The organism is Williamsia sp. (genome assembly GCF_016462415.1).
Lineage (GTDB): Bacteria > Actinomycetota > Actinomycetes > Mycobacteriales > Mycobacteriaceae > Williamsia_A.
Genome location: NZ_JAEMTF010000009.1, coordinates 8,633 through 30,136, shown reverse-complemented (window position 1 = coordinate 30,136; position 21,504 = coordinate 8,633). Strand labels below are relative to the sequence as shown.

At 68.6% G+C, this 21,504-nt stretch carries 21 protein-coding genes, 1 pseudogene and 1 riboswitch; of the genes and pseudogenes, 12 read left to right on the top strand and 10 right to left on the bottom strand.

Features of this window, described 5'->3' with window-relative positions:
- Window positions 1-267 precede the first annotated feature (267 nt).
- Window positions 268-1,056 carry a hypothetical protein gene (locus JHC79_RS03880; RefSeq protein WP_296388553.1) on the top strand — a complete coding sequence of 263 codons (789 nt, stop codon included), beginning with the start codon at window positions 268-270 and terminating at the stop codon, window positions 1,054-1,056.
- Window positions 1,057-1,124: 68 nt separating this feature from the next.
- Here the strand turns inward: JHC79_RS03880 and JHC79_RS03875 are convergent, their stop codons facing one another.
- Window positions 1,125-1,430: a DUF2537 domain-containing protein gene (locus JHC79_RS03875; RefSeq protein ID WP_296388552.1), complete on the bottom strand. Its 306-nt coding sequence runs from the start codon at window positions 1,428-1,430 to the stop codon at window positions 1,125-1,127.
- Window positions 1,431-1,512: 82 nt separating this feature from the next.
- Between JHC79_RS03875 and JHC79_RS03870 the strand changes: the two genes are divergently transcribed.
- Both JHC79_RS03870 and JHC79_RS03865 read left to right on the top strand, forming a co-directional pair.
- Window positions 1,513-1,980, top strand: coding sequence for a hypothetical protein (locus JHC79_RS03870; protein ID WP_296388551.1), 468 nt, complete (start codon window positions 1,513-1,515; stop codon window positions 1,978-1,980).
- 39 nt (window positions 1,981-2,019) lie between these two features.
- Complete coding sequence (locus tag JHC79_RS03865) at window positions 2,020-3,438, top strand: NAD(P)/FAD-dependent oxidoreductase (RefSeq protein WP_296388550.1); 1,419 nt, start codon at window positions 2,020-2,022, stop codon at window positions 3,436-3,438.
- 1 nt (window position 3,439) lies between these two features.
- On the opposite strand, the gene JHC79_RS03860 is transcribed toward JHC79_RS03865, so the two are convergent.
- Both JHC79_RS03860 and JHC79_RS03855 read right to left on the bottom strand, forming a co-directional pair.
- Window positions 3,440-4,309, bottom strand: coding sequence for an RNA methyltransferase (locus JHC79_RS03860; protein WP_296388549.1), 870 nt, complete (start codon window positions 4,307-4,309; stop codon window positions 3,440-3,442).
- 4 nt (window positions 4,310-4,313) lie between these two features.
- Complete coding sequence (locus JHC79_RS03855; RefSeq protein ID WP_296388548.1) at window positions 4,314-5,549, bottom strand: MFS transporter; 1,236 nt, start codon at window positions 5,547-5,549, stop codon at window positions 4,314-4,316.
- Window positions 5,550-5,631: 82 nt separating this feature from the next.
- On the opposite strand from JHC79_RS03855, the gene JHC79_RS03850 reads away from it, so the two are divergent.
- Complete coding sequence (locus JHC79_RS03850; RefSeq protein ID WP_296388547.1) at window positions 5,632-6,855, top strand: GNAT family N-acetyltransferase; 1,224 nt, start codon at window positions 5,632-5,634, stop codon at window positions 6,853-6,855.
- Here JHC79_RS03850 and JHC79_RS03845 read toward each other — a convergent pair.
- The 3 genes from JHC79_RS03845 to JHC79_RS03835 form a co-directional block, all read right to left on the bottom strand.
- Window positions 6,852-8,093, bottom strand: a complete 1,242-nt coding sequence (locus JHC79_RS03845) for an MFS transporter (RefSeq protein WP_296388636.1) — start codon at window positions 8,091-8,093, stop codon at window positions 6,852-6,854. The two genes, JHC79_RS03850 and JHC79_RS03845, sit on opposite strands and share 4 nt — an antisense overlap.
- Before the next feature lie 108 nt (window positions 8,094-8,201).
- Window positions 8,202-8,633, bottom strand: coding sequence for a MarR family transcriptional regulator (locus tag JHC79_RS03840; protein ID WP_188491196.1), 432 nt, complete (start codon window positions 8,631-8,633; stop codon window positions 8,202-8,204).
- 85 nt (window positions 8,634-8,718) lie between these two features.
- Window positions 8,719-10,158, bottom strand: a complete 1,440-nt coding sequence (locus tag JHC79_RS03835) for an NCS2 family permease (protein ID WP_296388635.1) — start codon at window positions 10,156-10,158, stop codon at window positions 8,719-8,721.
- 106 nt (window positions 10,159-10,264) lie between these two features.
- Here JHC79_RS03835 and JHC79_RS03830 point away from each other — a divergent pair, with 106 nt between their 5' ends.
- Window positions 10,265-10,543, top strand: coding sequence for a DUF2530 domain-containing protein (locus tag JHC79_RS03830; protein ID WP_296388546.1), 279 nt, complete (start codon window positions 10,265-10,267; stop codon window positions 10,541-10,543).
- Between the two features lie 18 nt (window positions 10,544-10,561).
- On the opposite strand, the pseudogene JHC79_RS03825 reads toward JHC79_RS03830, so the two are convergent.
- From JHC79_RS03825 to JHC79_RS03815, 3 genes and pseudogenes are all read right to left on the bottom strand, one after another.
- Window positions 10,562-10,960: pseudogene (locus JHC79_RS03825) on the bottom strand (phosphatase PAP2 family protein); the annotation flags it as partial.
- Between the two features lie 128 nt (window positions 10,961-11,088).
- Window positions 11,089-13,860 carry a hypothetical protein gene (locus tag JHC79_RS03820; RefSeq protein WP_296388545.1) on the bottom strand — a complete coding sequence of 924 codons (2,772 nt, stop codon included), beginning with the start codon at window positions 13,858-13,860 and terminating at the stop codon, window positions 11,089-11,091.
- A gap of 11 nt (window positions 13,861-13,871) precedes the next feature.
- A complete protein-coding gene (locus tag JHC79_RS03815) occupies window positions 13,872-14,639 on the bottom strand; it encodes a DUF3027 domain-containing protein (RefSeq protein ID WP_296388634.1) in 768 nt (255 codons plus the stop codon).
- Between the two features lie 226 nt (window positions 14,640-14,865).
- On the opposite strand from JHC79_RS03815, the gene JHC79_RS03810 reads away from it, so the two are divergent.
- Window positions 14,866-16,590 (top strand): MFS transporter, encoded by a 1,725-nt coding sequence (locus JHC79_RS03810; RefSeq protein WP_296388633.1) that lies wholly within the window; start codon window positions 14,866-14,868, stop codon window positions 16,588-16,590.
- Between the two features lie 7 nt (window positions 16,591-16,597).
- Complete coding sequence (locus JHC79_RS03805) at window positions 16,598-17,170, top strand: DUF2771 family protein (RefSeq protein WP_296388544.1); 573 nt, start codon at window positions 16,598-16,600, stop codon at window positions 17,168-17,170.
- A 282-nt stretch (window positions 17,171-17,452) separates the two neighbouring features.
- Here the strand turns inward: JHC79_RS03805 and JHC79_RS03800 are convergent, their stop codons facing one another.
- Window positions 17,453-17,875 carry a cold-shock protein gene (locus tag JHC79_RS03800; protein WP_296388543.1) on the bottom strand — a complete coding sequence of 141 codons (423 nt, stop codon included), beginning with the start codon at window positions 17,873-17,875 and terminating at the stop codon, window positions 17,453-17,455.
- A gap of 228 nt (window positions 17,876-18,103) precedes the next feature.
- On the opposite strand from JHC79_RS03800, the gene JHC79_RS03795 reads away from it, so the two are divergent.
- From JHC79_RS03795 to JHC79_RS03775, 5 genes are all read left to right on the top strand, one after another.
- Entirely contained in the window at window positions 18,104-18,313 is a 210-nt protein-coding gene (locus JHC79_RS03795; RefSeq protein WP_296388542.1) for a hypothetical protein, read from the top strand.
- A complete protein-coding gene (locus tag JHC79_RS03790; RefSeq protein WP_296388541.1) occupies window positions 18,310-18,819 on the top strand; it encodes a flavin reductase family protein in 510 nt (169 codons plus the stop codon). Before JHC79_RS03795 ends, JHC79_RS03790 begins: the two co-directional genes overlap by 4 nt.
- Window positions 18,820-18,929: 110 nt before the next feature.
- The gene (moaA, locus tag JHC79_RS03785; protein ID WP_296388632.1) at window positions 18,930-19,961 is read left to right on the top strand and encodes a GTP 3',8-cyclase MoaA; all 1,032 of its coding nucleotides are present in this window, start codon (window positions 18,930-18,932) and stop codon (window positions 19,959-19,961) included.
- Window position 19,962: 1 nt separating this feature from the next.
- Window positions 19,963-20,241 (top strand): MoaD/ThiS family protein, encoded by a 279-nt coding sequence (locus tag JHC79_RS03780; protein WP_296388540.1) that lies wholly within the window; start codon window positions 19,963-19,965, stop codon window positions 20,239-20,241.
- 308 nt (window positions 20,242-20,549) lie between these two features.
- Window positions 20,550-20,733, top strand: a riboswitch (cyclic di-AMP (ydaO/yuaA leader).
- Window positions 20,734-20,740: 7 nt separating this feature from the next.
- Window positions 20,741-21,352 carry a transglycosylase family protein gene (locus tag JHC79_RS03775; protein ID WP_296388539.1) on the top strand — a complete coding sequence of 204 codons (612 nt, stop codon included), beginning with the start codon at window positions 20,741-20,743 and terminating at the stop codon, window positions 21,350-21,352.
- Window positions 21,353-21,504 lie beyond the last annotated feature (152 nt).

Here is a 21,504-nt window from a genome sequence, read left to right as displayed (position 1 = left end):
CCGACGAGGTCGTGCGGGCACCTGTGGCCCGCGTCGACGTCCGCCCGACGACTGCACCGGTGCTCGACACCGAGGACGACGACGACATCGACGTGCCCGCGACATCGGCGCGCGACGTATCGTCCACCGCCCCAGAACCATCGGATCCTCCCCCTGCTCCGCGTCGTCGCAAGGCGGCACGCAAGCCGTCTGTCCCGGCGTGGGAAGATGTACTCCTCGGCGTCCGTAGCAACGGAAACCAGTAATCGATCCGACAGGGGGCTGGACTTGGCCGCGACCGCATCGATGCTCTGGCTGATCGACAGCGATGACTTCATCGCCGATCTCCGCCTGGGTCTCGTCAACGACCGCGAGTCGGCAACGGCGATGGCGCACAAGCTATTCGCCGAGAACGTGCTCCTGCCGCTCGGCGAGACGACCCTCGACCGGGCCGCGTCGTGTGCCGGCGACGAGGTGTTCGTCGGCGTCTTCGGTCGGTTCGCCGTCATCGCCGGGGCGACGTTGGACACCACCGCGCCCTCCCAGCTCCCCGAGGTGGTACTGACGGCCCACCCGGCCGAGACCGCCTACCTGATCCACACCGATCCCGCGGCCTCGGTGGGGGTGTTCGCGCAGTGGGACAACGGAACCCTGCGCCGGTCGTTCTCCGCCGACCCGGTGAACATCGTCGAGAACCTGGGCCTGCCGTTCCCCTTCGAGCGTTCCTTCTGGGCCGGTGAGCACCCGCTGGTCTACGCCGAGGGGGTACCCCGCGATCCACAGGCCCTGCCGTTTCACCCCATCGAGTTCGCCGACCACGCCTCACGCCAGTGGCTCGGCATGCGGCTCACGCGCCCCTGGGACGACGGCGACATCGTCCCGGACCGGATCCCGTTGAGCGGCTTCGCGATCCGCCCGCCCGGGTATCAGCCCACGCAGGACGAGCTGGCCGGACGACGCGCTCCGTCAGCGACCGGCGAGACCGATCGCGAATCGCCGAACCCGGCACCGGCAGACGACACACCCACCCCGACCGCCCGTGTGGCACGGTGGTTCGGTTTCGGCAGACGCGACTGACCAGCTCGGCCGTTCCCCCGCGACATCTGTGGAGAACGACCATCGTGAGGCACGATTCCTGATCCTGCTCAGCCGATCCCGGCCGCGGCGAGGAAGACCACCACCGGCACGCCGACGGCCAACCCGGTGATCGCACCCCAACTCGGCCATCGCAGCACCGATCGGCGGCGCCAGATCCACGCGGTCGGCACCACCCCACCGCACACCACGAGAACCGCGGCCACCCCCAGCAACACGTGGGTCTGCGCGACCACGTCGTAGACCCCGATCGACACGCACGTCGTGAACACGGCACTGAGCGACGCCAGGAGCACACCCAACGTCCAGGGTGTGGGTTCGTCGGGATCGGGCAGATCCTCGGGGTCGTACGTCACCACGTCATTGTCGCAGCCACACCGACGTCGACGTCGTATCGTCGGCGGGAACATCGCCGCCGGCACACGCATCGAACCGTTCATGGAGACCACACCGATGATCACGTTCCGCCTCGACTCGATCGACTGGGACCAGAGCGGCGGAGGCGTACCCGGCGCGATCGCCGACGCGCAGTCGCAACTCCCCGTCGACGCGTCACCGCGCCTCACCCTGCCCGGCCCCGACCGTCCCGATTACGTTCTCTGCGTGCTCGAGCAGCCGATCCGCTATCGGATCGGCGCGGACTTCGACCTCTCGCGGACACAGCCCGAGTTCCGGCGGACCGATCCACACGGCGCGTTCCTGCTCATCCACGCCGTCGTGGTGTGTGCCCTGTTCCGGGGCGAGCAACTGCACGCCGGCATGCGCTCGCTCCCCGTGCGGGTCGCCTACGTCATCGACAACACCGTGGGGTCGGACACCCAGCTCGATTTCGGGAAGTGCGACTACATCGGCCAGGGTTTCCTCACCGACGTGACCGGCGCCCGGTCGTCGACCGATCGCACCTGAGTCACAAGGGGCGCCGAGGGTTTCCGATACGTTCGAGGTATGACAACAGCGGTGGTCGTCGGCGCGGGGCCCAACGGTCTCGCCGCGGCGGTACGTCTGGCCACGCAGGGCGTCGAGGTCACGGTCGTCGAGGCCGCGGACACCATCGGCGGCGGGACGCGGTCGGGCGAACTGACACTGCCCGGCCTCATCCACGATCACTGTTCGGGGTTTCATCCGATGGGTGCGGGGTCGCCGTATCTGCAGACCCTCGACCTCGAGCGGTACGGCCTGCACTGGGAATGGGCCGACATCGACTGCGCCCACCCGCTCGACGGTGGCGACGCCGGGCTGATGTACCGGTCGCTCGACGCCACCGCCGACGGACTCGGCGTCGACGGCGCCCGATGGCGGGCGGTGTTCGGCCCGGCGGCCGCGCATTTCGACGATCTCGCGAACGACCTGATGCGTCCCGTCGCGAACATCCCCCGCCATCCGCTCGCGCTGGCGTCGTTCGGTCCGCGTGCGCTGTCCCCGGCGACACTGACGTCACGGGTCTTTCGAACCCCGCGTGCACGAGCACTGTTCACCGGCCTGTCCGCGCACCTCTACGCACGTCTCGACCGGCCGTTCGCGAGCGCGGTCGCGCTGCTGCTCACCGCCGCGGGCCACAACTACGGGTGGCCGGTCGCGCGCGGCGGGTCCGCCTCCATCACCGACGCGCTCGCCGCGATGCTCACCGCGCACGGCGGCACCATCGTGACCGGTACCCCGATCCGCACTGCGGCGGACATCCCCACGGCCGACGTCGTCCTGCTCGACGTGTCACCCGCGATCGCCCTCGACATCTACGGCGACGCCATCCCGACGCACGTCTCCAGGTCCTACCGCCGGTTCCGACGTGCCCCGGGCGCCTACAAGGTCGACTTCGCCGTCGAATCCGGTGTGCCGTGGGCCGACCCGGACACCGGGAGGGCCGGGACGGTCCACGTCGGTGGCAGCGCGAAGGAGGTCGCCGACGCCGAGCGTCAGGTCTTCGGCGGCTCCATGCCCGAGCGCCCGTTCGTCCTCGTCGGTCAGCAGTACGTGGCCGATCCGAGTCGGTCCGACGGCGATGTGCACCCGCTCTACGCGTACGCGCATGTGCCCAACGGCTTCACCGGGGATGCGACCGAGGCGATCACCGCCCAGATCGAGCGGTTCGCCCCCGGGTTCCGGGATCGCATTCTCGCGACGACGGTGACCACACCGGCGCAACTGGAGAGCTCTAACGCCAACTACGGCGGGGGTGACATCGTCGGCGGCTCCAATTCCGGTCTGCAGGTGTTGTTCCGGCCTCGCGCCGGGATCGATCCGTACAGCATCGGCATCCCCGGCACCTACCTGTGTTCGGCGTCGACACCTCCGGGTGCGGGCGCGCACGGGATGTGCGGGTACAACGCGGCCGAGTCCGCGCTGAAATACCTTCGTACGCGCTGACTCAGCGATCGGCGCGAGATGCCCGCTCGTAGAACGCGATCGCGGCGGCCGTGGCCACGTTGAGCGAGTCGGTGCCGCGCGCCATCGGGATCCGCGCGCGGATGTCACCGGCCCGCATGGCGGTCTCGGTCAGACCTGGCCCCTCCGCCCCGACCATGAACGCGACCTTGTCGCCGGTGACCGCCTGCGCCAGCGGCACAGCGGATGCATCCGGCGTCAGCGACACGATCTCGAACCCGTTGTCGCGCAGCATGGTCAGGTCATGCGGCCAGTTCGTGGCGGCGGCGAACGGGACCAGCAGCGCATGACCCATCGAGACACGCACGCACCGCCGGTAGAGCGGGTCGGCGCACCCCGCGCCGAACAGGACCGCGTCGACACCCAGGCCGGCGGCATTGCGGAACACGCTGCCGATGTTCTCGTGGTCGTTGACGCCCTCGAGGACGGCGATGGTGGTCGCCGTCGTCACGAAATCCGCCGGCGCCAAGGGCTCGGGACGCCGCGCAACCCCGAGGACACCACGGTTGAGGTGGAACCCGATGATCGCGGCCATCACCTCTTTGGACATCCGGTAGAACGGAACGCCCGTGATCGACGGGGTCCGTAGATCCGCGTCGAGTTCACGCAGTCGTTTCTCGACGCCGATGAACGCGTACGGCGCGAAGCGTGAGGCGATCATGCGGGCGACCACGAGGACACCCTCCGAGATCACGAGTCCCTTTCCGGGACTTCCGCCCGGTAGCACCGGAAGGTCCGGACGACGGTCGACCGAGGTCAGATCACGGAAGTCGTCGACTCTGGGGTCGTCGGGGTCGGTGATGTCGATGACGTCGACGGCGAGGTCGCCCGTCTCGATTCGGGAAGGTGGCACGCGATCAGTGTGCCGCAGGCTCCCGGTCGGACTCGACGGCAGCCGACCGACGCCGCTCGAACGCGGTGAGCGCCCCCGCGAGCAACGCCAGCACGATGATCACGCTCGCGAAGATGATCCCGGCGGTCTCGACCCCGACGGCACGCGAGAGCAGCCCCTCGGCGACCACCGGCACGCTGATGCCGATGTAGGCGATGACGAAGTACGCGGAGGTGATGCCGGCCTTGTCGTCGGCAGGGGCGGCCGCGGTCACCCCGGCCAGCCCTTTGGAGAAGGCGATGCCCTGGCCCAGACCACCGACGACGCCGGCCACGGCGAGCAACGGCCACTGCCCGACGATCAGCGTCAGGATCAGCAGCACCATGCCGAGCACGAAAAGCGCGATCGACAGCGGGTCGGCGACCCGGGAGGTGAGTGTGCGGGCCGCGATCTGTCCGATGATCGAGCCGCCGAAGGTGGTGGCCACGAGGAAGGCGGTCCCGATCAACGAGTCGACCCCGGCGATCTGGGTGGCGATGGTCGGGGCGACGGCGGTGAACAGACCGAGAACCGCGAACCCGGCGAACCCCAGCAGCGACGCGCGGATGAAGTAGGTGCGGATGTCGGCGGGCACCGACAACGGCATCGGACGCAGCGGTTCGTCGCGGTGCCGCGAGCGGGTCTCCGGCACCACGGTCACGATGAGGGCCGCGACCACCATCAGGCCGAGGTGCACCCAGTAGCTCGTCCGGGTGGGTGCAGGCGCCACGGTGACGACGACGGCCGCCAGGATCGGACCCAGGCCGAGTCCGCCGATGTTGGACATCGACGCGAACAGCGGGGCACGTTTCGACAACCGGCCGCGTGCCATCTCGATGATGGCCACCGACGCGGTCCCGACGAAGATGCCCGCCGACATCCCGGAGATCAGACGTCCCACCAGCAGCAGGGCGGTGTTGTCGGCCAGCAGGAACACCACGTCGCTCAGTGCGGCGAACCCGATACCGGCGAACAGCAGCGGCCGCCGCCCCAGCGCGTCGGACCACTTGCCGAAGGCGAGCAGCGTCGCGAGGACGCCGACGGCGTACGTCGCGTAGATGACGGTGACCGTCAGCAGTGAGAAATGCAGCTCGCGCTCGTAGGTGGCGTAGATCGAGGTGGGCATCGTGGTACCGACCATCACCAGGGCCAACACAGCCATGAGCCCGGCGGTCTGCGGAGCCCGCGTCGTGTCGGGTCGGGTCGATGTCGCGTCGGTCATGGTGTCTTCAAGGATGTCGGACGCTCGGATATTTCGCGAGGCGAGCAACCAGTGGCGGGCGCGATATGAAAACGTAAAGATCGTGACCGATTCCGATCTGACCATGCGCCGCGCGACCGACGAGGACTGGCCGGCCATCATCGCCGCAGATGCGCGCGCTTTCGCGTTCATCCATCCGCTCGACGACGAGGCCCAGGCCGACATCCGCAGCAAGCTGCGCGACTCCGACGTGGTGGTGGTCTACGACGAGTCCGGATCGGCCGGCCCGGTGCTTGCCGGCGTGGCGATGTTCTACCGGATGACGCTCACCCTGCCCGGTGGTGTCCGCATCGAGCTGCCGGGACTGTCGTGGGTGTCGGTGGCGGCCACGCACCGGCGGCGCGGCATCCTGCGCCTGATGATCACCGAGTTGTTCGAGCAGTGGGAACGCGAGCAGAGCGTGTTCTCGATCCTCACCGCCAGCGAGGCGACCATCTACGAACGTTTCGGCTACGGTCCCGCGTGCTTCGAGGAGCGCGTGACCATCGACCTGGCCAAGGCGGAGCTGCGCGAGCCCACGCCCGCCTACTCCCCGGTCCACTTCGCCGACGAGCAGCAGGTTCGCGACATGGTCCCCGACCTGCACGACCGCTGGGCGTCGATGAGCCCGGGCGCCATCGTCCGCTCCCGGGTGTGGTGGAACATGATCTTCGCCGACCGCGAGATGCTCCGTGAGGGCCGCAGTGCGTTGCACTACCTGATCCACCCCGACGGGTACGCCAGCTACCGGATCCACCGGGACAACGGCTCGGCCGTCGCCGAGGTCTCCGAGTTCGTCGCCGTCACCGATCAGGCGCACACCGACCTGTGGCGCGTCCTGCTCGGACTCGACCTCATCCCCCGGATCACCGCATCGATGCCCGTCGATGATCCGCTGCCGATGAAGCTGACCAATCTGCGCGCGCCGACGGTGACCGCGATCTCCGACTCGATGTGGCTGCGCATCCTCGACGTCCCGAAGGCACTCGAGGCCCGCACGTACTCCGAGGACGTCGACGCGGTCCTCGAGATCACCGACACGTTCCGTGACAGCGGCGGACGGTTCGCGTTCACCGTGCGCGACGGCGCGGCGACGGTCACGGAGACCGAGGAGCCGGCGACGGTCCGGATGGACATCTCGGTGCTCGGCAGCATCTACCTCGGCGGGTACCGCGCCACCGAGTTCGCGGCGGCCGACCGGCTCTGGGCGGCCGACCACACCACCCTGTGCGAGTTGGACCAGGCGTTCCTGACCGACCGGAAGCCGTTCTCCGGCACGTTCTTCTAGACGCCCACCTTGTGTAGCCCGATCCGCCCGTGGTCGACCACCGGACGCAGGTGGTGCGCCCGCATGAGCAGCGCAACACAGACGACACCGGCGACAGCGGACACCACCCCGCCGATCAGCAACGACGAGCGGGGACCGTAGACGCCGGCGAGCCAACCGAGCAGTGGGCTCCCCAGTGGGGTGCCGCCGAGGAAACACAGCATGTAGATGCCCATGACCCGACCACGCATCGACGAGTCCACCGACAGCTGCACGATGTTCATCGCGGTGGTGCTGAACGTGATCACCGCGGCACCGGCAGGGATGAGCACCACCGCCACCAACCAGAACGTGGGCATCAGTCCCACCACCACCTCGAGCACACCGAATGCGGTTGCCGCTGCGAGGAAATGGCGTAGTCGGGCGGGCGATCGGCGGCGTGCGGCGAGCGTCGCACCGGCGAGGGTGCCCACGGCGAGCATCGTCGAGAGCAGGCCGTACCCACCCGCCGACCCGGCGAAGGTGTTGCGGGTGATCAGAGCGAGGGACAACGGGAAGTTCATCCCGAAGGTGCCGACCACGAACACCGTGGAGAGCACCACCACCAGGTGCGGATGTCCACGGACATAGGCGATCCCGCTGCGCACCGACCCGCGTCCAGGGGGTTTGTCCGAGCGGATGAGGTCACCGGGTCGCATCATCAGCAACCCGATGATGACCGCCACGAAGCTGACGACGTTGACCAGGAAGACCGGTCCGGTGCCGATCAGGGTGATGAGCACACCGGCGATCGCAGGGCCGATGATGCGGGCCAGATTGAAGGTCATCGAGTTCAGGGCAACCGCGTTGGGCAGATGTTCGGGGCCGACCATCTCGATGGCGAACGACTGCCGCACGGGCGCATCGATCGCCGAGATCGCCCCGAGCGCGAACGACAGCGCATACACCTGTCCCAGGGTCGCCAGACCGAGTGTGTCCGACACACCGAGGATGAGCGCACACACCGCCATGCCGACCTGGGTGCCGAGTAACAGCGTGCGTTTGTCGTAGCGGTCGGCCAATGCCCCCGCGGGCATCGAGAGCACCGCCGTGGGACCGAATTGCAGTGCCATGACGATGCCGACGGCGAGCCCGCTGCCACCCGAGAGGTGCAGCACCAACCAGTCCTGGGCGATGCGTTGCATCCACGTCCCGACCAGTGAGACGACCTGACCACTGGCCCAGAGTCGATAGTTGCGCACCCCGAGCGAGGAGAACATCAGGGGCAGCTGCACACACCAATGTTACCGCCGCTAAAAAGCGGATTTTCCGGACTCGTGACCGACGGGCCGAGTCAGCTCACGATGACCGTGGGATTCGGGAGTCGCTCAGTCGCTGCTGGAGACGAGCGTGGACATGATCTCGACGGCCTTGCGCAGCGTGGTCAGATCATCGCCGTCGAGTTTGCCGAGTTCGCCGCGGAGCCATTCCTCGCGGGCGTTCGCCTCGTCGGTGATGACCTCGTTGCCCAGGTCCGACAACGTGACGATCACCTGGCGACCGTCGGTCGGGTGCGGATCGCGCTTGACCATCCCCAGGTCGGCGAGCGACGCGATGACACGGGTCATCGACGGCGGCTGGACACGCTCCTGGGCGGCCATGGCGCCGGGGGTCATGGGGCCTTCGCGCTGCAGCGTCGAGAGCGCGGACAGCTGCGTCAGCGACACCGTCGACGATGCGCGTCGGCCACGGAGGTGCCGGGCCAGCCGAACCACGGCCAATGCCAGGTCACTGGCCAGTTTGTCGTCTTTGGCGTTCACGTCGTCAACAATAGGTCACGCCATGTGTAATGCACGCCGAACTAGCGATGTGGCGCGCAATCTCGTTGCGGTCACCTGCACTTGATCAACCGTCCAGTAGCGACTCGATCGGCCCCTTCGCGAAGTACAGGACGAACAGGACAGCCACCACCCACAGCAGCGGGTGAACCGATCGGATGCGTCCGCGCGCGGTCGCCAGGACCACCCAGGTGATGAAGCCGACGCCGATCCCGTTGGCGATCGAGTAGGTGAAGGGCATCACGACGATGGTGAGGAAGCACGGCAGCGCCACCTCGAACCGCGTCAGGTCGATCGACCGGATCTGCGCGATCATCATGGCGCCCACCACGACCAACGCAGGCGCGGCGGCCTCGAGTGGGACGACCGAGTACAGCGGCGTGAAGAACATCGCCACCAGGAACAGCACGCCGGTGACGACGTTGGCGAGTCCGGTCCGGGCGCCCTCGGCGATACCGGAGGCCGATTCGACGAACACCGTGTTCGACGACGAGGACGCCGCACCGCCGACGATGGCGCCCGCACCCTCGACCACCAGTGCGCGGCCGACGTTGGGGAGGTTGTCGTCGGGGTCGGTGAGACCGGCCTCCTTGCCGAGGCCGGTCATAGTGCCCATGGCGTCGAAGAAGTTCGACAGCACCAACGCGAACACGAGCACCGACGCCGACAGGACGCCGATGCGGACGAACGCACCGAAGATGCTGACGTCACCCACCAGGCTGAGGTCCGGCAGACCGCCGACACTGCCCGGCCACTGCGGGATGTTCAGGCTCCAGCCGGAACGGTCGGTGGTCGACGGCCCGAGATCGGCGAAGGACTGCACGATCATCGCGATGGCGGTGGTGACGACGATGCCGATCAACAGTCCGCCACGGACCTTGCGCACGACCAGGATCCCCATCAGCAGCACGCCGATGACGAAGATCAGGGCGGGCAGGGTCGTGACCGAGTTGCCGACCCCGAGGCCCACCGGGACCGTGGTGTCGGCCGCGTCGGGGACCCGCGTGACGAAACCGGAGTCGACCAGTCCGATGAACGCGATGAAGCAGCCGATGCCCGCGGCGATGGCCGCCTTGAGTTCTGGGGGGATGGCCGTGAAGACGCGTGTCCGCAGACCGGTGACGGCGAGCAGCACGATGATGATGCCGTCGATCACGACCAGTCCCATGGCCTCGGGCCAGGTGACATCGGGGACGATGGTGACGGCCAGCAGGCTGTTGATGCCCAGCCCGGTCGCGATGGCGAACGGGTAGTTGGCCACGACTCCGAACAGGATCGACATGACGCCGGCCACCAACGCCGTCACCGCGGCCACGGCCGCGATCGGGAGGATGTTGCCCAGCACGTCGGCGTTGCGGTTGCTGCCCGCGACACCGCCGATGATGATCGGGTTGAGCACCACGATGTAGGCCATCGTGAAGAACGTGACGAGCCCGCCGCGCATCTCGCGGCCGAACGTCGATTCCCGTTCGGTGATCTTGAAATATCGGTCGATGCGTCCCGACACGGCGGTGGGGACGGCGGCGGTGCGACCACTCAGCGACACGGGCGCAAACCTCTCTCGATGGTCTCGATCATTGTCCGGTGTGCGCGGGTGACCTTACCCTGGGCGCATGACCACTCCCCCGGATCCGGCCTCCACCGGGCCTGCGCCCGCGGCACTGCCCGCGTTACCGGCATGGCTCGGTTCACCGCAGGTGGTGATCTACATCGGGATGCCGCTCTGGCTCATCGCCTCGATAGTCGTCGGGGTCACCGGCGTCGGCACGACCACGACGTTCGTCAGCTGCCTGATCGGACTCGGCGTCGGACTGTTCGGCACCACGATCTTCCTGGTGCAGCGGCGCGCCAGTCGGCGCGGCGACCGTTCGGCGCAGCAGGGGCTGGGCTAGGAGCCGCTGCACCACCACCGCGACGCCGATCCAGACGAGCGCGAACAGCCACCCGCCGACCACGTCGGACGCCCAGTGCACCCCGAGGTACACCCGCGACGCCCCGATGAGCAGCGACGCCGCGGGCGCGATCAGCAGGATCGCGCGGTGGCGGCGGATCCATGGTGTCCCCTGCCAGAGCGCCACGACGACGAGGCCGAGCACCAGGGCCGACATCATCGCGTGGCCGGACGGGAACGCGTAGGTGTCGATGTCGACGAGGCGATCGGGCCGCGGCGGCCGATCCCGGGCGAACAGGTGCTTGAGGCCGACCATCACGAGATAGCCGGTCGCGGAACCGATCACGATCAGCCAGGCCTGTGGGCGTCGGTGCGCTCGGGCGAAGAGCAACCCCGCGACGATCGCGATGATCGTCATCGCCAGGGTGTTGCCGACCGTGGTGATGACGCGGAACGGGGTCTCGAGCCAGTCGAGGCGGTGATCGACGACCCAGTCGGTGATGTCGTGGTCGATCTCCAGTGCGGGGAACTGCATTCTGTCGGTGCCTAGGCCTTCGGTGTCGTCGGTGTCGTCGGGGCGGGGGCGAGGAGATGGTGGATCCCGGTGTCGTCGACCCACCAGCTCACGTCCACGACGCGGTGTCGCTCGCCGCGGCGCACCTCGATCCGCAACCGGTCGTGGATCATCACCGTGCCCGACGCGGCGCCCACACCACGGGTGATGGCATCGGTCAGCGCGGTCGGCGAGTCGCGCCACGTGCTCGGTCGCGCATCGCGGTCGATGATCTCGGTACGCAGTTCCTCGCTCGCGGTGGGGATGTCGAGGACCGCGGCCAGACCGGCCGCTGCGTCGGCCTCGATCGGCGGGGCGCAGATGACGACCTCGGCGGGATCGAGCACCTGCACCAGCCAGGGGCGATCGAGAACGAGCGCGGTGTCGGACGTCGTGCCGGCCAGGGTGCGGACCGCGGTCGGTGCGTCGAGCCGGTCGAGGTCGATGATCCGCCGCCGGTGGGCGAGCACCAGGGCCGAATGTGCCGCAGCGGCAACGCCGGGGGCGATGACGCGGTCGGGGTCGCCGAGGTGACGCAACACGACCGCGGCGTGGTCGTCGGACTCGATCGTCGGCCCGGCCAGCGCACCGGCGAAACGGTCGGCGTCGGGATGGTCGATCGGATCGAGCAACCCGGACTTCTCGACGTCGTCAGGGGCCCGGAGATGTCCGAGCGGGCTGCCGTCGATCTCGGCGAATGTCCGCAGCCACCAGGCGGTGTAGCCGGTTCGGTCGGTGAGCGTGGCCGCGATCGCCTGGTCGTCGACCAACACGCTCAGCGCACGATGCCACCGGTCCGGGTCGACGAGATCGAGGTCGCGGACGGCGGTCATCTGCTGCGGCTCGGTGTCGAGGGAGTTCCACCACCGGTTCTCGTCGGGTAGGTCGTGGTCGGGTCCGGCCGGGAGTTCGTCGGCGATCAGGGTGAAACCCCACCCGACCCCGATGCGGCGCAGCACCTCTGGTCCGTGACGGGCGACGGTGGCGGCGTCGACGATGCCGAAGGGCGAGTCGGGCGCGAGCACCGACGCGACAGGACTGTCCGGGAGCAACAGTTCGTCGGCGGGGCGCAGTTCGTCGTCGGCGTCGGGGACGAGGAGCCCGCCGAGCCACTCCGGAACCGGTGCCGCCGGATCGGTCGCGAGGAGCGCGAGCACCTCCTCGGTGATCGCGTCGTCGTCGGCGTGATCGATCGCGGCGCGCAGAGCCGGGTCGTCGACGATCTCACCGACGGTCATCCGCCGCGCGCCGAGTCGTTCCAGAAGCGGATGCACGGCGTCGGGATGCACGGTCGGCAACCACGAGATCACCACGGCTGGTGCGTTATCGGAGATCAAATCGTGCCGATCGGCGATCACCAACCCGCGGGCGCCGATCGACACCCGCCCGTCCGCGCGTGGGACCGGGATCGCCCCGATCTCCCCGGCGGCGCGGTCGTCGACGATGAGCGGGGTCAGCGCGTCGTAGAGCGAACTCCACCACGACGGCTCCCGCGTCATCCCGCTCAGACGCTCGACGACGTCGGCGAGGGTGATCTGTTCGACCCGCAGCGATCGCAGTGCGGGCAGGGAGATGTTGTCGGACAACGCGGGGTGCACCAGCCCGTCGAGGACGTCGGCGAGCAACGCGCCCAGATCCTCGGTGAGGCCGGCGAGGACGACCGCGCGGTTCGGTTGCGCCAGGGCGTCGTCGGCGGTGGGCAACCACCGGGAGTCGATCAGGTCACCCAGAACCGCGGTGCGCAATGCGTCGTCGACCCGACCGGCGGCGAAGCCCGGTGTCGGCACGACGGCGAGTCGTTCGACGGGATCCAGTGCCAGCGCGAGATGGTGGTATCCCGTTGCTGTACGGGCGATGTCGGCGTCAGGGTGCAGACCTCGCCGGTCGGGCGTGAGTGCGACGTCAGCGACGCAGAGTGCCGGGAGGGTCAACTCCACGTCCGTGCGGGTCGGGGCGTGCAGCACCTCGTCGTGCACAGGCCGGGGTCGACTCGGTGTCCCGGGCATCAACCATCGCGCGTGTGGCGTGCGCACCTGGACCCACGACCGGTCACCGACGACGACGGTGTCGACGCCGGCCGTGCTGATGATCGTCCGTTCCACGCGTCGACCACCGCAGATGATCGCCCGCAGCGCCGTCAGTTCGAGCAGAAGGGTCTCGATCTGCGCGTCCATATCGGCGACGAGATCCGCGGCGTCCAGGCCGGGTCGGAGTTCGATGACCACCTCGGTGTCGAAACCTGTTGTCGGAGCCACAGGATCGGGCCACGGCAACCGCAGCATCGGCACGCGATCTCCCGCGGCGATGCCGGCGTCGGCGAGCGCCTCGGCGGTACGGCGTGTCCCGAACACCACGCCGCCGAGGGTCGAGCGGATGGCCACCTCGACCCCGACCGCGGCGACCGAGCTGAACCCGACCCCGAACCGACCCACCGAGGTGTGCTGCGACTGATCCGACCCGGTGGTCTTCGCCGACACCCGAAGCGCCGCGAGCGCGGCGACACCCGAAGCACTCAGCGGCGCACCGGTGTTCGCCACATGCAGGAGGTTGTCGGGGGTGGCCCAGATCGCGAGCTCGCCATCGTCGTCGATGGCCGCATCGGCGGCGTTGGCCGCGAGTTCGGTGAGCAGGCGGTCACGGTAGCCGATCTCGACGAGATCGGCCTCGGATGCCGCGTCCTCGGCGAGACGGGTCGCCGAGAGCCGCCAGGACTCGAGGACCCCGTGTCGGATCGTGGCGGTGTCGAACGGATCGAGCTCGGCCACCTCAGAGGTCGTCAGTCGCTCGCGGGGACGATCTCGATGGCGCCGTCGTCGTAGGCGTCGTACGCGGGAGAGCCCTCACCGGACGGGGCCTCGGCGTCGGAGTGTGCGCCGCAACCGAATTCAGCGGACACGACCTGCCCGTCGGAGGCGTACTCGTTGGCGCAGACACCGAAGGCGACCCGCAGCGATCCGGCCACCGGCAGGTAGAAGCCGCAGGTGCCACAGTGCAGGCGGCTGGCCGTCGCCATGTCGGACTCGGGTCCGCGCGGGCCCTCGAACCACCGCTGGGCGGCCTCGTCGCGACCCTCGCGGCTGAGCACGCGATTGCGCCCGAGCCCGAGTTCGAGCGCCACGTCGGACACCTCGTCGAGGTCACCGGTCGAAGTCAGCTCGGCCGTGTCGATGTGGTTGGGAACCAGACGCACGTCGTCGGCGGGCGCGGCGAGCACGTCACCCGGGCCGAGGTCACCGGGCGCGATGCGTTCGATCCACGGAACCCAGGAGGGAGCGGTCAGGGCATCGCCGCCGGGCAGCAGTGCGATCTCGCTGACCGTGATCTCGCCGGGGCCGGACTCGGTGTCGGGGTAGGACGCCAGCACGGCACACCACACCCACCCGCGGTAACCGGTGATGTCGGCTTCGAAGTAGTGCGTGACGGTGCAGTCGCCCTCGGTCACCGCACGGATGTGCGCGCCGACCGCACCCTCGCCGGATGCCTCCACCGCCGACCGGGCCACATCGACGGCGGCGGTCAGCCGTGCCTCGAGCTCAGCAGGCATGTCGCTGCCCGCCGATTCGACGGCAGCCGGGCTTGTTGCAGTATCCACTCCCCTATTCTGCCGTATACCGGCCGACACAGGGTGTTGCGGGTTGGTGGCTGTCTGGGGATAGGGAACAATCGGCACGGTGAACCGACCCCACCAGCGTCGCGTACCGCGACCCACGCCCCGACGCGGCCGTGCTCCCGGTGGAGAGACGACGGGTCGGCCCGCCGAGACCCGTCGGATGCCGACGGGGGAACACCCCGGAGCGGCCAACTATCCCGCCGACACGCCTCATCGCGCCTCGGCCTACCGTCCGCCGCCGACCCACAACCCGCATCTCGACCCGCTCGATTCAGCCGAGAACCACCCCGGCGCGACCGATCGCCGTCCACCGGGCGGCCCCGGTGGCGACATCCCCTCGCCCGAGGTGCCGCGGGCGGCGCCCCGCAAACTGACCGTCACCCGGGTTGCGGCGTTCCGCGGACGCGAACTGACGTCGAAGGGCATCGGCAAGATCCACCGCGCCGCCACCGCCGACGGCGCCGACCGCTCGGGTCTGACCGCGCTCACCTACCCGACGATCGTGAACTTCGCCGTCGACGCAGCGATGACCGTCGCCCTGGCCAACACTCTGTTCTTCGCCGCCGCCAGCGCGGAATCGAAGGGCAAGGTCGCGCTCTACCTGATGCTCACGATCGCGCCGTTCGCCCTGATCGCCCCGTTGATCGGTCCGGCCCTGGACCGTTTCCAGAAGGGCCGTCGCATCGCGATGGCGGTCACCTTCGGCATCCGCGTGTTGCTGGCGCTGCTGATCATGGCGAACTGCGGATGGGACTCGACCTCGAATCAACTCGTCTACGACCCCTGGGTGCTCTATCCCTGCGCGCTGGGTCTGCTCGTGCTGTCGAAGTCGTTCGGTGTCCTCAAGTCCGCGGTCACGCCGCGAGTACTTCCACCGACGATCGATCTGGTGCGGGTCAACTCCCGACTCACCACGTTCGGCCTGGTCGGCGGAACCATTCTCGGCGGTGCGCTCGCAGCCCTGTTCGAGACGATGCTGGGTCGGTTCCTGCCCCTGCACCTGCCCGGGGCCATGGTGTTCCTGGCGATCATCGCCACCGCCGGTGCGGTGCTGTGCATGCGCATCCCGTCGTGGGTGGAGGTCACCGAGGGCGAGATCCCCGCGACGTTCACCTACCACGGTGAGCCCGAGGCACCACCGGGCAAGCAGAAGACGTTCACGCCGGCGGCCCTGGCCGCGAAGATGCGACAACCGTTGGGGCGCAACGTCCTCACCGGACTGTGGGGCAACGCGACCATCCGCATCCTGACCGGGTTCCTGGTGCTCTACATCGCGTTCTACGCCAAGTCGAACCAGGGCACCCATTCGGGGTGGATGCAGTTCGCACTGCTCGGCGCCGTGGGTGCCGCGGCCGGCGTCGGCAACTTCGTCGGCAACGCCACCGGTACCCGACTCGAGTTGAAGAACCCGCAACGCATCGTGGTGCTGGTGACCGCGGCGAGCCTCGTCGCGGCCGTGCTCGCCGCCGTCTTCGGGTCGATCCTCTTCGCCGCGCTTGCCGCTCTGGTCGCGTCGGGGACAAGCGCGATCGGCAAGGTGTGTCTGGACTCGTCGATCCAGGACGACCTGCCCGAGGAGTCGCGCGCGTCGGCGTTCGGACGGTCGGAGTCGGTGCTCCAGCTGTCATGGGTCTTCGGTGCCGCGCTCGGGGTGTTGCTGCCGCCGACGCTGTGGATCGGGTTCACCGTCGTCTCGGTACTCCTGGCCCTCGGGTTCGCGCAGACGGCGATCACCAACCGCGGCTCGACGCTCGTCCCCGGCTTCGGCGGCAAACGTCCCGACCAGGCGATGCCGACCGGCAGCCTGCGGGTGAACCCCGACATGACCCGACCCCGGCCGTCGCATCCCGACACCCGGGTCAACACCCACGAGAACGGATTCTGACCGCACCGTGTTCACACTGAAGGCAGGCGAGAAGAAGTTCCTCGCCATCGCCACCATCGTCGGTTTGTTGTTCGTCGCCGTCGTCGGCGGTTCGGTCGCCTTCCTCGTCGTGGGAAACAACGACGAGGAGGCGCCCTATCTGCAGGCGACCACCGGCAAGACCCTCGTGCACGTCGAGCCGACCATCCTCTGCGACATCGACCTGTCGAACTGCAAGAAGGGTGCCGAGGGCACGTTCGCACCGCGGCTCCCGGTGCCGCCGGGCGAGAAGCTCACCGTGTCGTTGTCGCCCGACATCTTCGATGCGCCGTGGTCGCTGACACTGGAATACCTGACGCCCAAGGGATTCGAGCAGATGCCGACGGAATCGTTCTCCCCGGGCGAACGCTATGCGCTGACCCTGACCTCGACCCCAGATCGCATCCTGAGCAACCTCGAGGTGCGACTGCCCGGCCCCCTGGACTCCGCCGGGGACCCGACCACCCGCGGCTTCTGGTCCATCAACACCCTGCCCGAGGGCACCAAGGTGCCATCCCCCGAGGCGACGGGACAGTCCATCAGCCAGGCGAACTCCGACTGAGGCTCAGCCGAACCGGCGCTCGAGCTCCGCGGCGCCCGCTACACGCCGACTGTGTGGAAACGGGCGTCGAGTGTGCTCGCAGCGGCACGTGACATGAGCTCGAGACGACGCACACTCGATGACCGGCTTCCGCACCGTCGGCGGCTTTCGCCGACCACCACACAAGTTTCAGACGCTGACGGTGCGGAAGCCCCGCATCGAGTGTGCGCAGTTCGCGACTCGAACTCACGCAACGCCGGTAGCACACTCGATGCGCGTTTCCACACAGTCAGCAAGCAAAGCTCAGTGCTCGAGCTCCTTGGCCACCGCACGGACGACCTCGGAGATGCGTTGCGCGGTCTTGCGATCCGGGTACTTGCCGTGGCGTAGATCGGGCTGGATCTTGTTCTCGAGCAGGGTGATCAGGTCGGCGACCATGCCGTGCAGCTCGTCGGGCGAATGGCGCTTGGCCGGCTCACGGGCCGCCGCAGCCGCCTCGCGTGCATTCTTCGCGACGCTGGGCGCCGGCTCGAGCACCGTCACCGACAACGCCTGCGGACCACGACGGCCTGCGGCCATACCGAACTCGACACGCTGTCCGGGCTTGAGTGCCTCGACACCGCCCGCGAGCGCACTCGAACGCACGTAGACGTCCTCGCCGCCCTCCTGGGACAGGAAGCCGAAGCCCTTCTCCGCGTCGTACCACTTCACCTTGCCGGTTGGCACCGAACTCACCCTCAACTTTTGTCTGTGTCGGATCGAGCCGGGATTCGTCGAGGACGAAGCACGGCACGAATAAAGCGCCCGAGTGGCGACCTGGGTCCCGCACGTCGGAGCGCTACGCCACCATTCTACGCAGGCGATGTCCAGGGTTTTACGCGCCCGAGCTCCCAGATGCCCGCTGCGTGGAGTTCGGTTGGCAGGCGGAGCGTGCCCTGCTCTACCGTCATCGGTATGCCTGGACAACCCGGGGATCGTCTGCTGTACGCAGCTCTGGTCCTGTTCGCGATCGGCGTCGTGGCCATCATCGCGATGTTCGCCTACCCCGCTCTCGCCGATGGCGACCGTGCCCCCATCGGGGTCTATCTCCTCACGCTGGGAACACCGATCGGCTTCGTGCTGGCCATCGTGTTCGCACTGCGGTCGGGGCGGAGGCACCGGTGAGCTCCGAACAGATCGATCTCGCCCCCGCCACCGACGGCGACGCCCTGCGCGCGGCCTACAGCTGCTTCCCGTCCGGCGTGGTCGCGGTGTGTGCGCAGATCGACTCGGCGCCGGTGGGCATGGCCGCGAGCTCGTTCGCCACCGTGTCCCTCGACCCTCCGCTGGTCTCGTTGTGCGTGCAGCACACGTCGAGCACCTGGCCGAAGCTGCGCGACGCACCCCGGATCGGGGTCAGCGTCTTCGCGGCCAGCCAGGACCTGCTGTGTCGGCAACTCGCCGGATCCGCCGAGCACCGCTTCGACGGCATCGCACCCCAGGTCAGCGACAACGGGGCACTGTTCATCCCGGGCGCCGCGGCGTTGCTGTCGTGCAGCCTCTACAACGAGTTCCCCGCGGGCGACCACAACCTGGTGCTCCTGGAGATCGAGGCGTTGAGCGCCGACCCGACGATCGAACCGCTGGTGTTCCACGCGAGCACCTTCAGAGCCCTCGAGGCGCGCGCCTGATCGCTCACCGTCAGTAGGCTGAGTACATGACAGCCATCGCCCTGGGTATGCCCTCGGGTATACGGAGTGGGACGGGCGCGGACGACACCGACGTACCGGGCACGTCCGGTATGCCCACGTCGGGACCGATGGTGGACACGTACGGGCGCACGACCCGCGATCTGCGGGTCTCGCTCACCGATCGCTGCAATCTTCGCTGCACCTACTGCATGCCGGCCGAGGGACTCGACTGGCTGCCGCGCTCGGAGGTGCTCGACACCGCCGAGCTGGTCCGGCTGATCGGCATCGCGGTCGGCGATCTCGGGGTCACCGCGATCCGCTTCACCGGCGGCGAACCCCTGCTGCGCAAGGATCTCCCCGAGATCGTCGAGGCCGTCGCACGTCTGGAGCCGCGACCCGAGATGGCCGTCACGACGAACGGACTCGGACTCCGCCGCCAGGCGCCCCGGTTGGCCGCGGCCGGACTCGACCGCGTCAACGTCTCTCTCGACACCCTCGATCGCGACCGGTTCGCCGCCATCACCCGCCGCGACCGCCTCGACGACGTCCTGGACGGCCTGGCGGCCGCACGTGAGGCCGGACTGTCCCCCGTGAAGGTCAACGCCGTCCTGAGCCCGGACGGCGGGCTCGACGACGCCCCGGAACTGCTCCGGATGTGCCTGGAGAACGGTTACGCGCTACGGATCATCGAGCAGATGCCCCTCGACGCCGGACACACCTGGTCACGGTCGGACATGATCACCGCCGACATGGTCCACGACCGCCTCTCCCAGGAATTCGACCTCGTCGCCGACCCACGTCCGCGTGGCTCGGCACCTGCAGAGACCTGGGTCGTGCGCGGTCACCGGATGCCCGGGCGCGACGGCGAGACGGTCGACGCCCGGGTGGGCATCATCGCGTCGGTGACCCGACCGTTCTGCGGCAACTGCGACCGAACCCGACTCACCGCCGACGGTGCACTTCGTACGTGTCTGTTCTCCACCACCGAGACCGATCTGCGCGGGCTGCTGCGCGGGGGCGCCGACGATGCCGAGATCGCGCTGGCCTGGCGCCGAGCCACCTGGGGCAAGCTGCCCGGCCACGCGATCAACGACCCGTCCTTCCTGCAGCCCACACGGCCGATGTCGGCCATCGGCGGCTGAGATGAGCATCGAGGCCACCGAGAAGGCGGTTCAGCGCGTCGAGGTCCGGTTCTTCGCCGCCGCCAAGGCTGCCGCGGGTCGCGCGAGCGACGTGGTCGAACTCCCCCGGGACGCCACCGTCGGGGACCTGGAGGCCGCCCTCGGGGTGGGGAATCCCGATCTCGCGCGCGTCCTGCTCCGCTGCTCGTATCTACGCGATTCGGTCGCGGTTCGCGACCGCGATCGGACCCTCGCGCCGTGCTCGGTGGTCGAGGTCCTGCCACCGTTCGCCGGCGGCTGATCTGTCGTCTCCGCGACCGAGTTGCGCTCTGCGAAACTCGTATTCCCGCTGTGCGACATCATCCGATCGGATGATGTGTGGCCTTGGTCACATCACAGAACGGTCACAGCTAGGACACGAACCGGCCGTCAGCCCCGTGGCCTGCGGGGACGCCGGGGTACTCGCCGAGACCAACCCGCGACACATCAAATCCTTTGCGCGACGAACGTATGACACGTACGCGACGACCACGTAGCGTCTGCGACGGCTGCACCTGCTGCCACACCCGAAACACAAACTCCCCGTCCTCCGCGCCAAACCTCGTTCCGTGGACAGGGTCACCGATCACGAATTCAGGAACGAGGGCGGGGGACCCACATCTCCTCGACCGAGAACCGGGATCCCGGCGAGTCATCGCCGAGATCCCTTGGGGTGAAGCTCCACCAGTGGAGCCGGGCAACCTCTCAGCCCGAACCCGACAGCTCACTTCGTCGGCGCGTGAAGAGAGGAATACCTGTATATGTCCGGACGTCATCGCAAGCCGACCTCCACCACCCGCACCGTCGCTCGCGTAGCGGTCACCTCTGCTGTTCTCGGCGGCGGCGCCAGCATGCTCCTGGGAGTCGGCAACGCAGCTGCAGCCACCGATTCCGAGTGGAACCAGGTCGCCCAGTGCGAGTCGGGCGGCAACTGGGGGATCAACACCGGTAACGGATACCAGGGCGGGCTGCAGTTCAGCCCCAGCACCTGGGCCGGCCACGGTGGTACCCAGTACGCCCCCTCGGCCAACCAGGCCACCAAGGAACAGCAGATCGCGGTTGCCGAGAAGGTCCTCGCGGGCCAGGGCAAGGGCGCATGGCCGGTGTGTGGCACCGGGCTCGGCGCTCCCACCCCCCGCAGCACCACCCCGGTGGACCTGCCCAAGCTGCCGAGCCTGAAGGCACCGGAGCTCAAGACCCCGGAGGCACCGGCCGCTCAGTCCGATGCCAACAAGAAGGTCGACGAGGCCCTCGCCGAGCAGAAGGTCGACCCCGCGGTCACCGCGCTCTGGGAGCAGGCCAAGAAGAGCGGTGTTCAGCTCGACGCCGGCCAGCTCGCGCTGTTCAACCAGTTCAAGGGACTGCTGCCCTGATCTGACGCACCGCGTCGATCACACAGACGAAGGACCCCGCACGAGGACATCTGTCCCGTGCGGGGTCCTTTTCCAATTCCCCCCACCGCCACCGGGAGCGTCAGGCCGAGCCGACCCATTCGTCGCTGCCGTCGGCGAAGATCTGGTGCTTC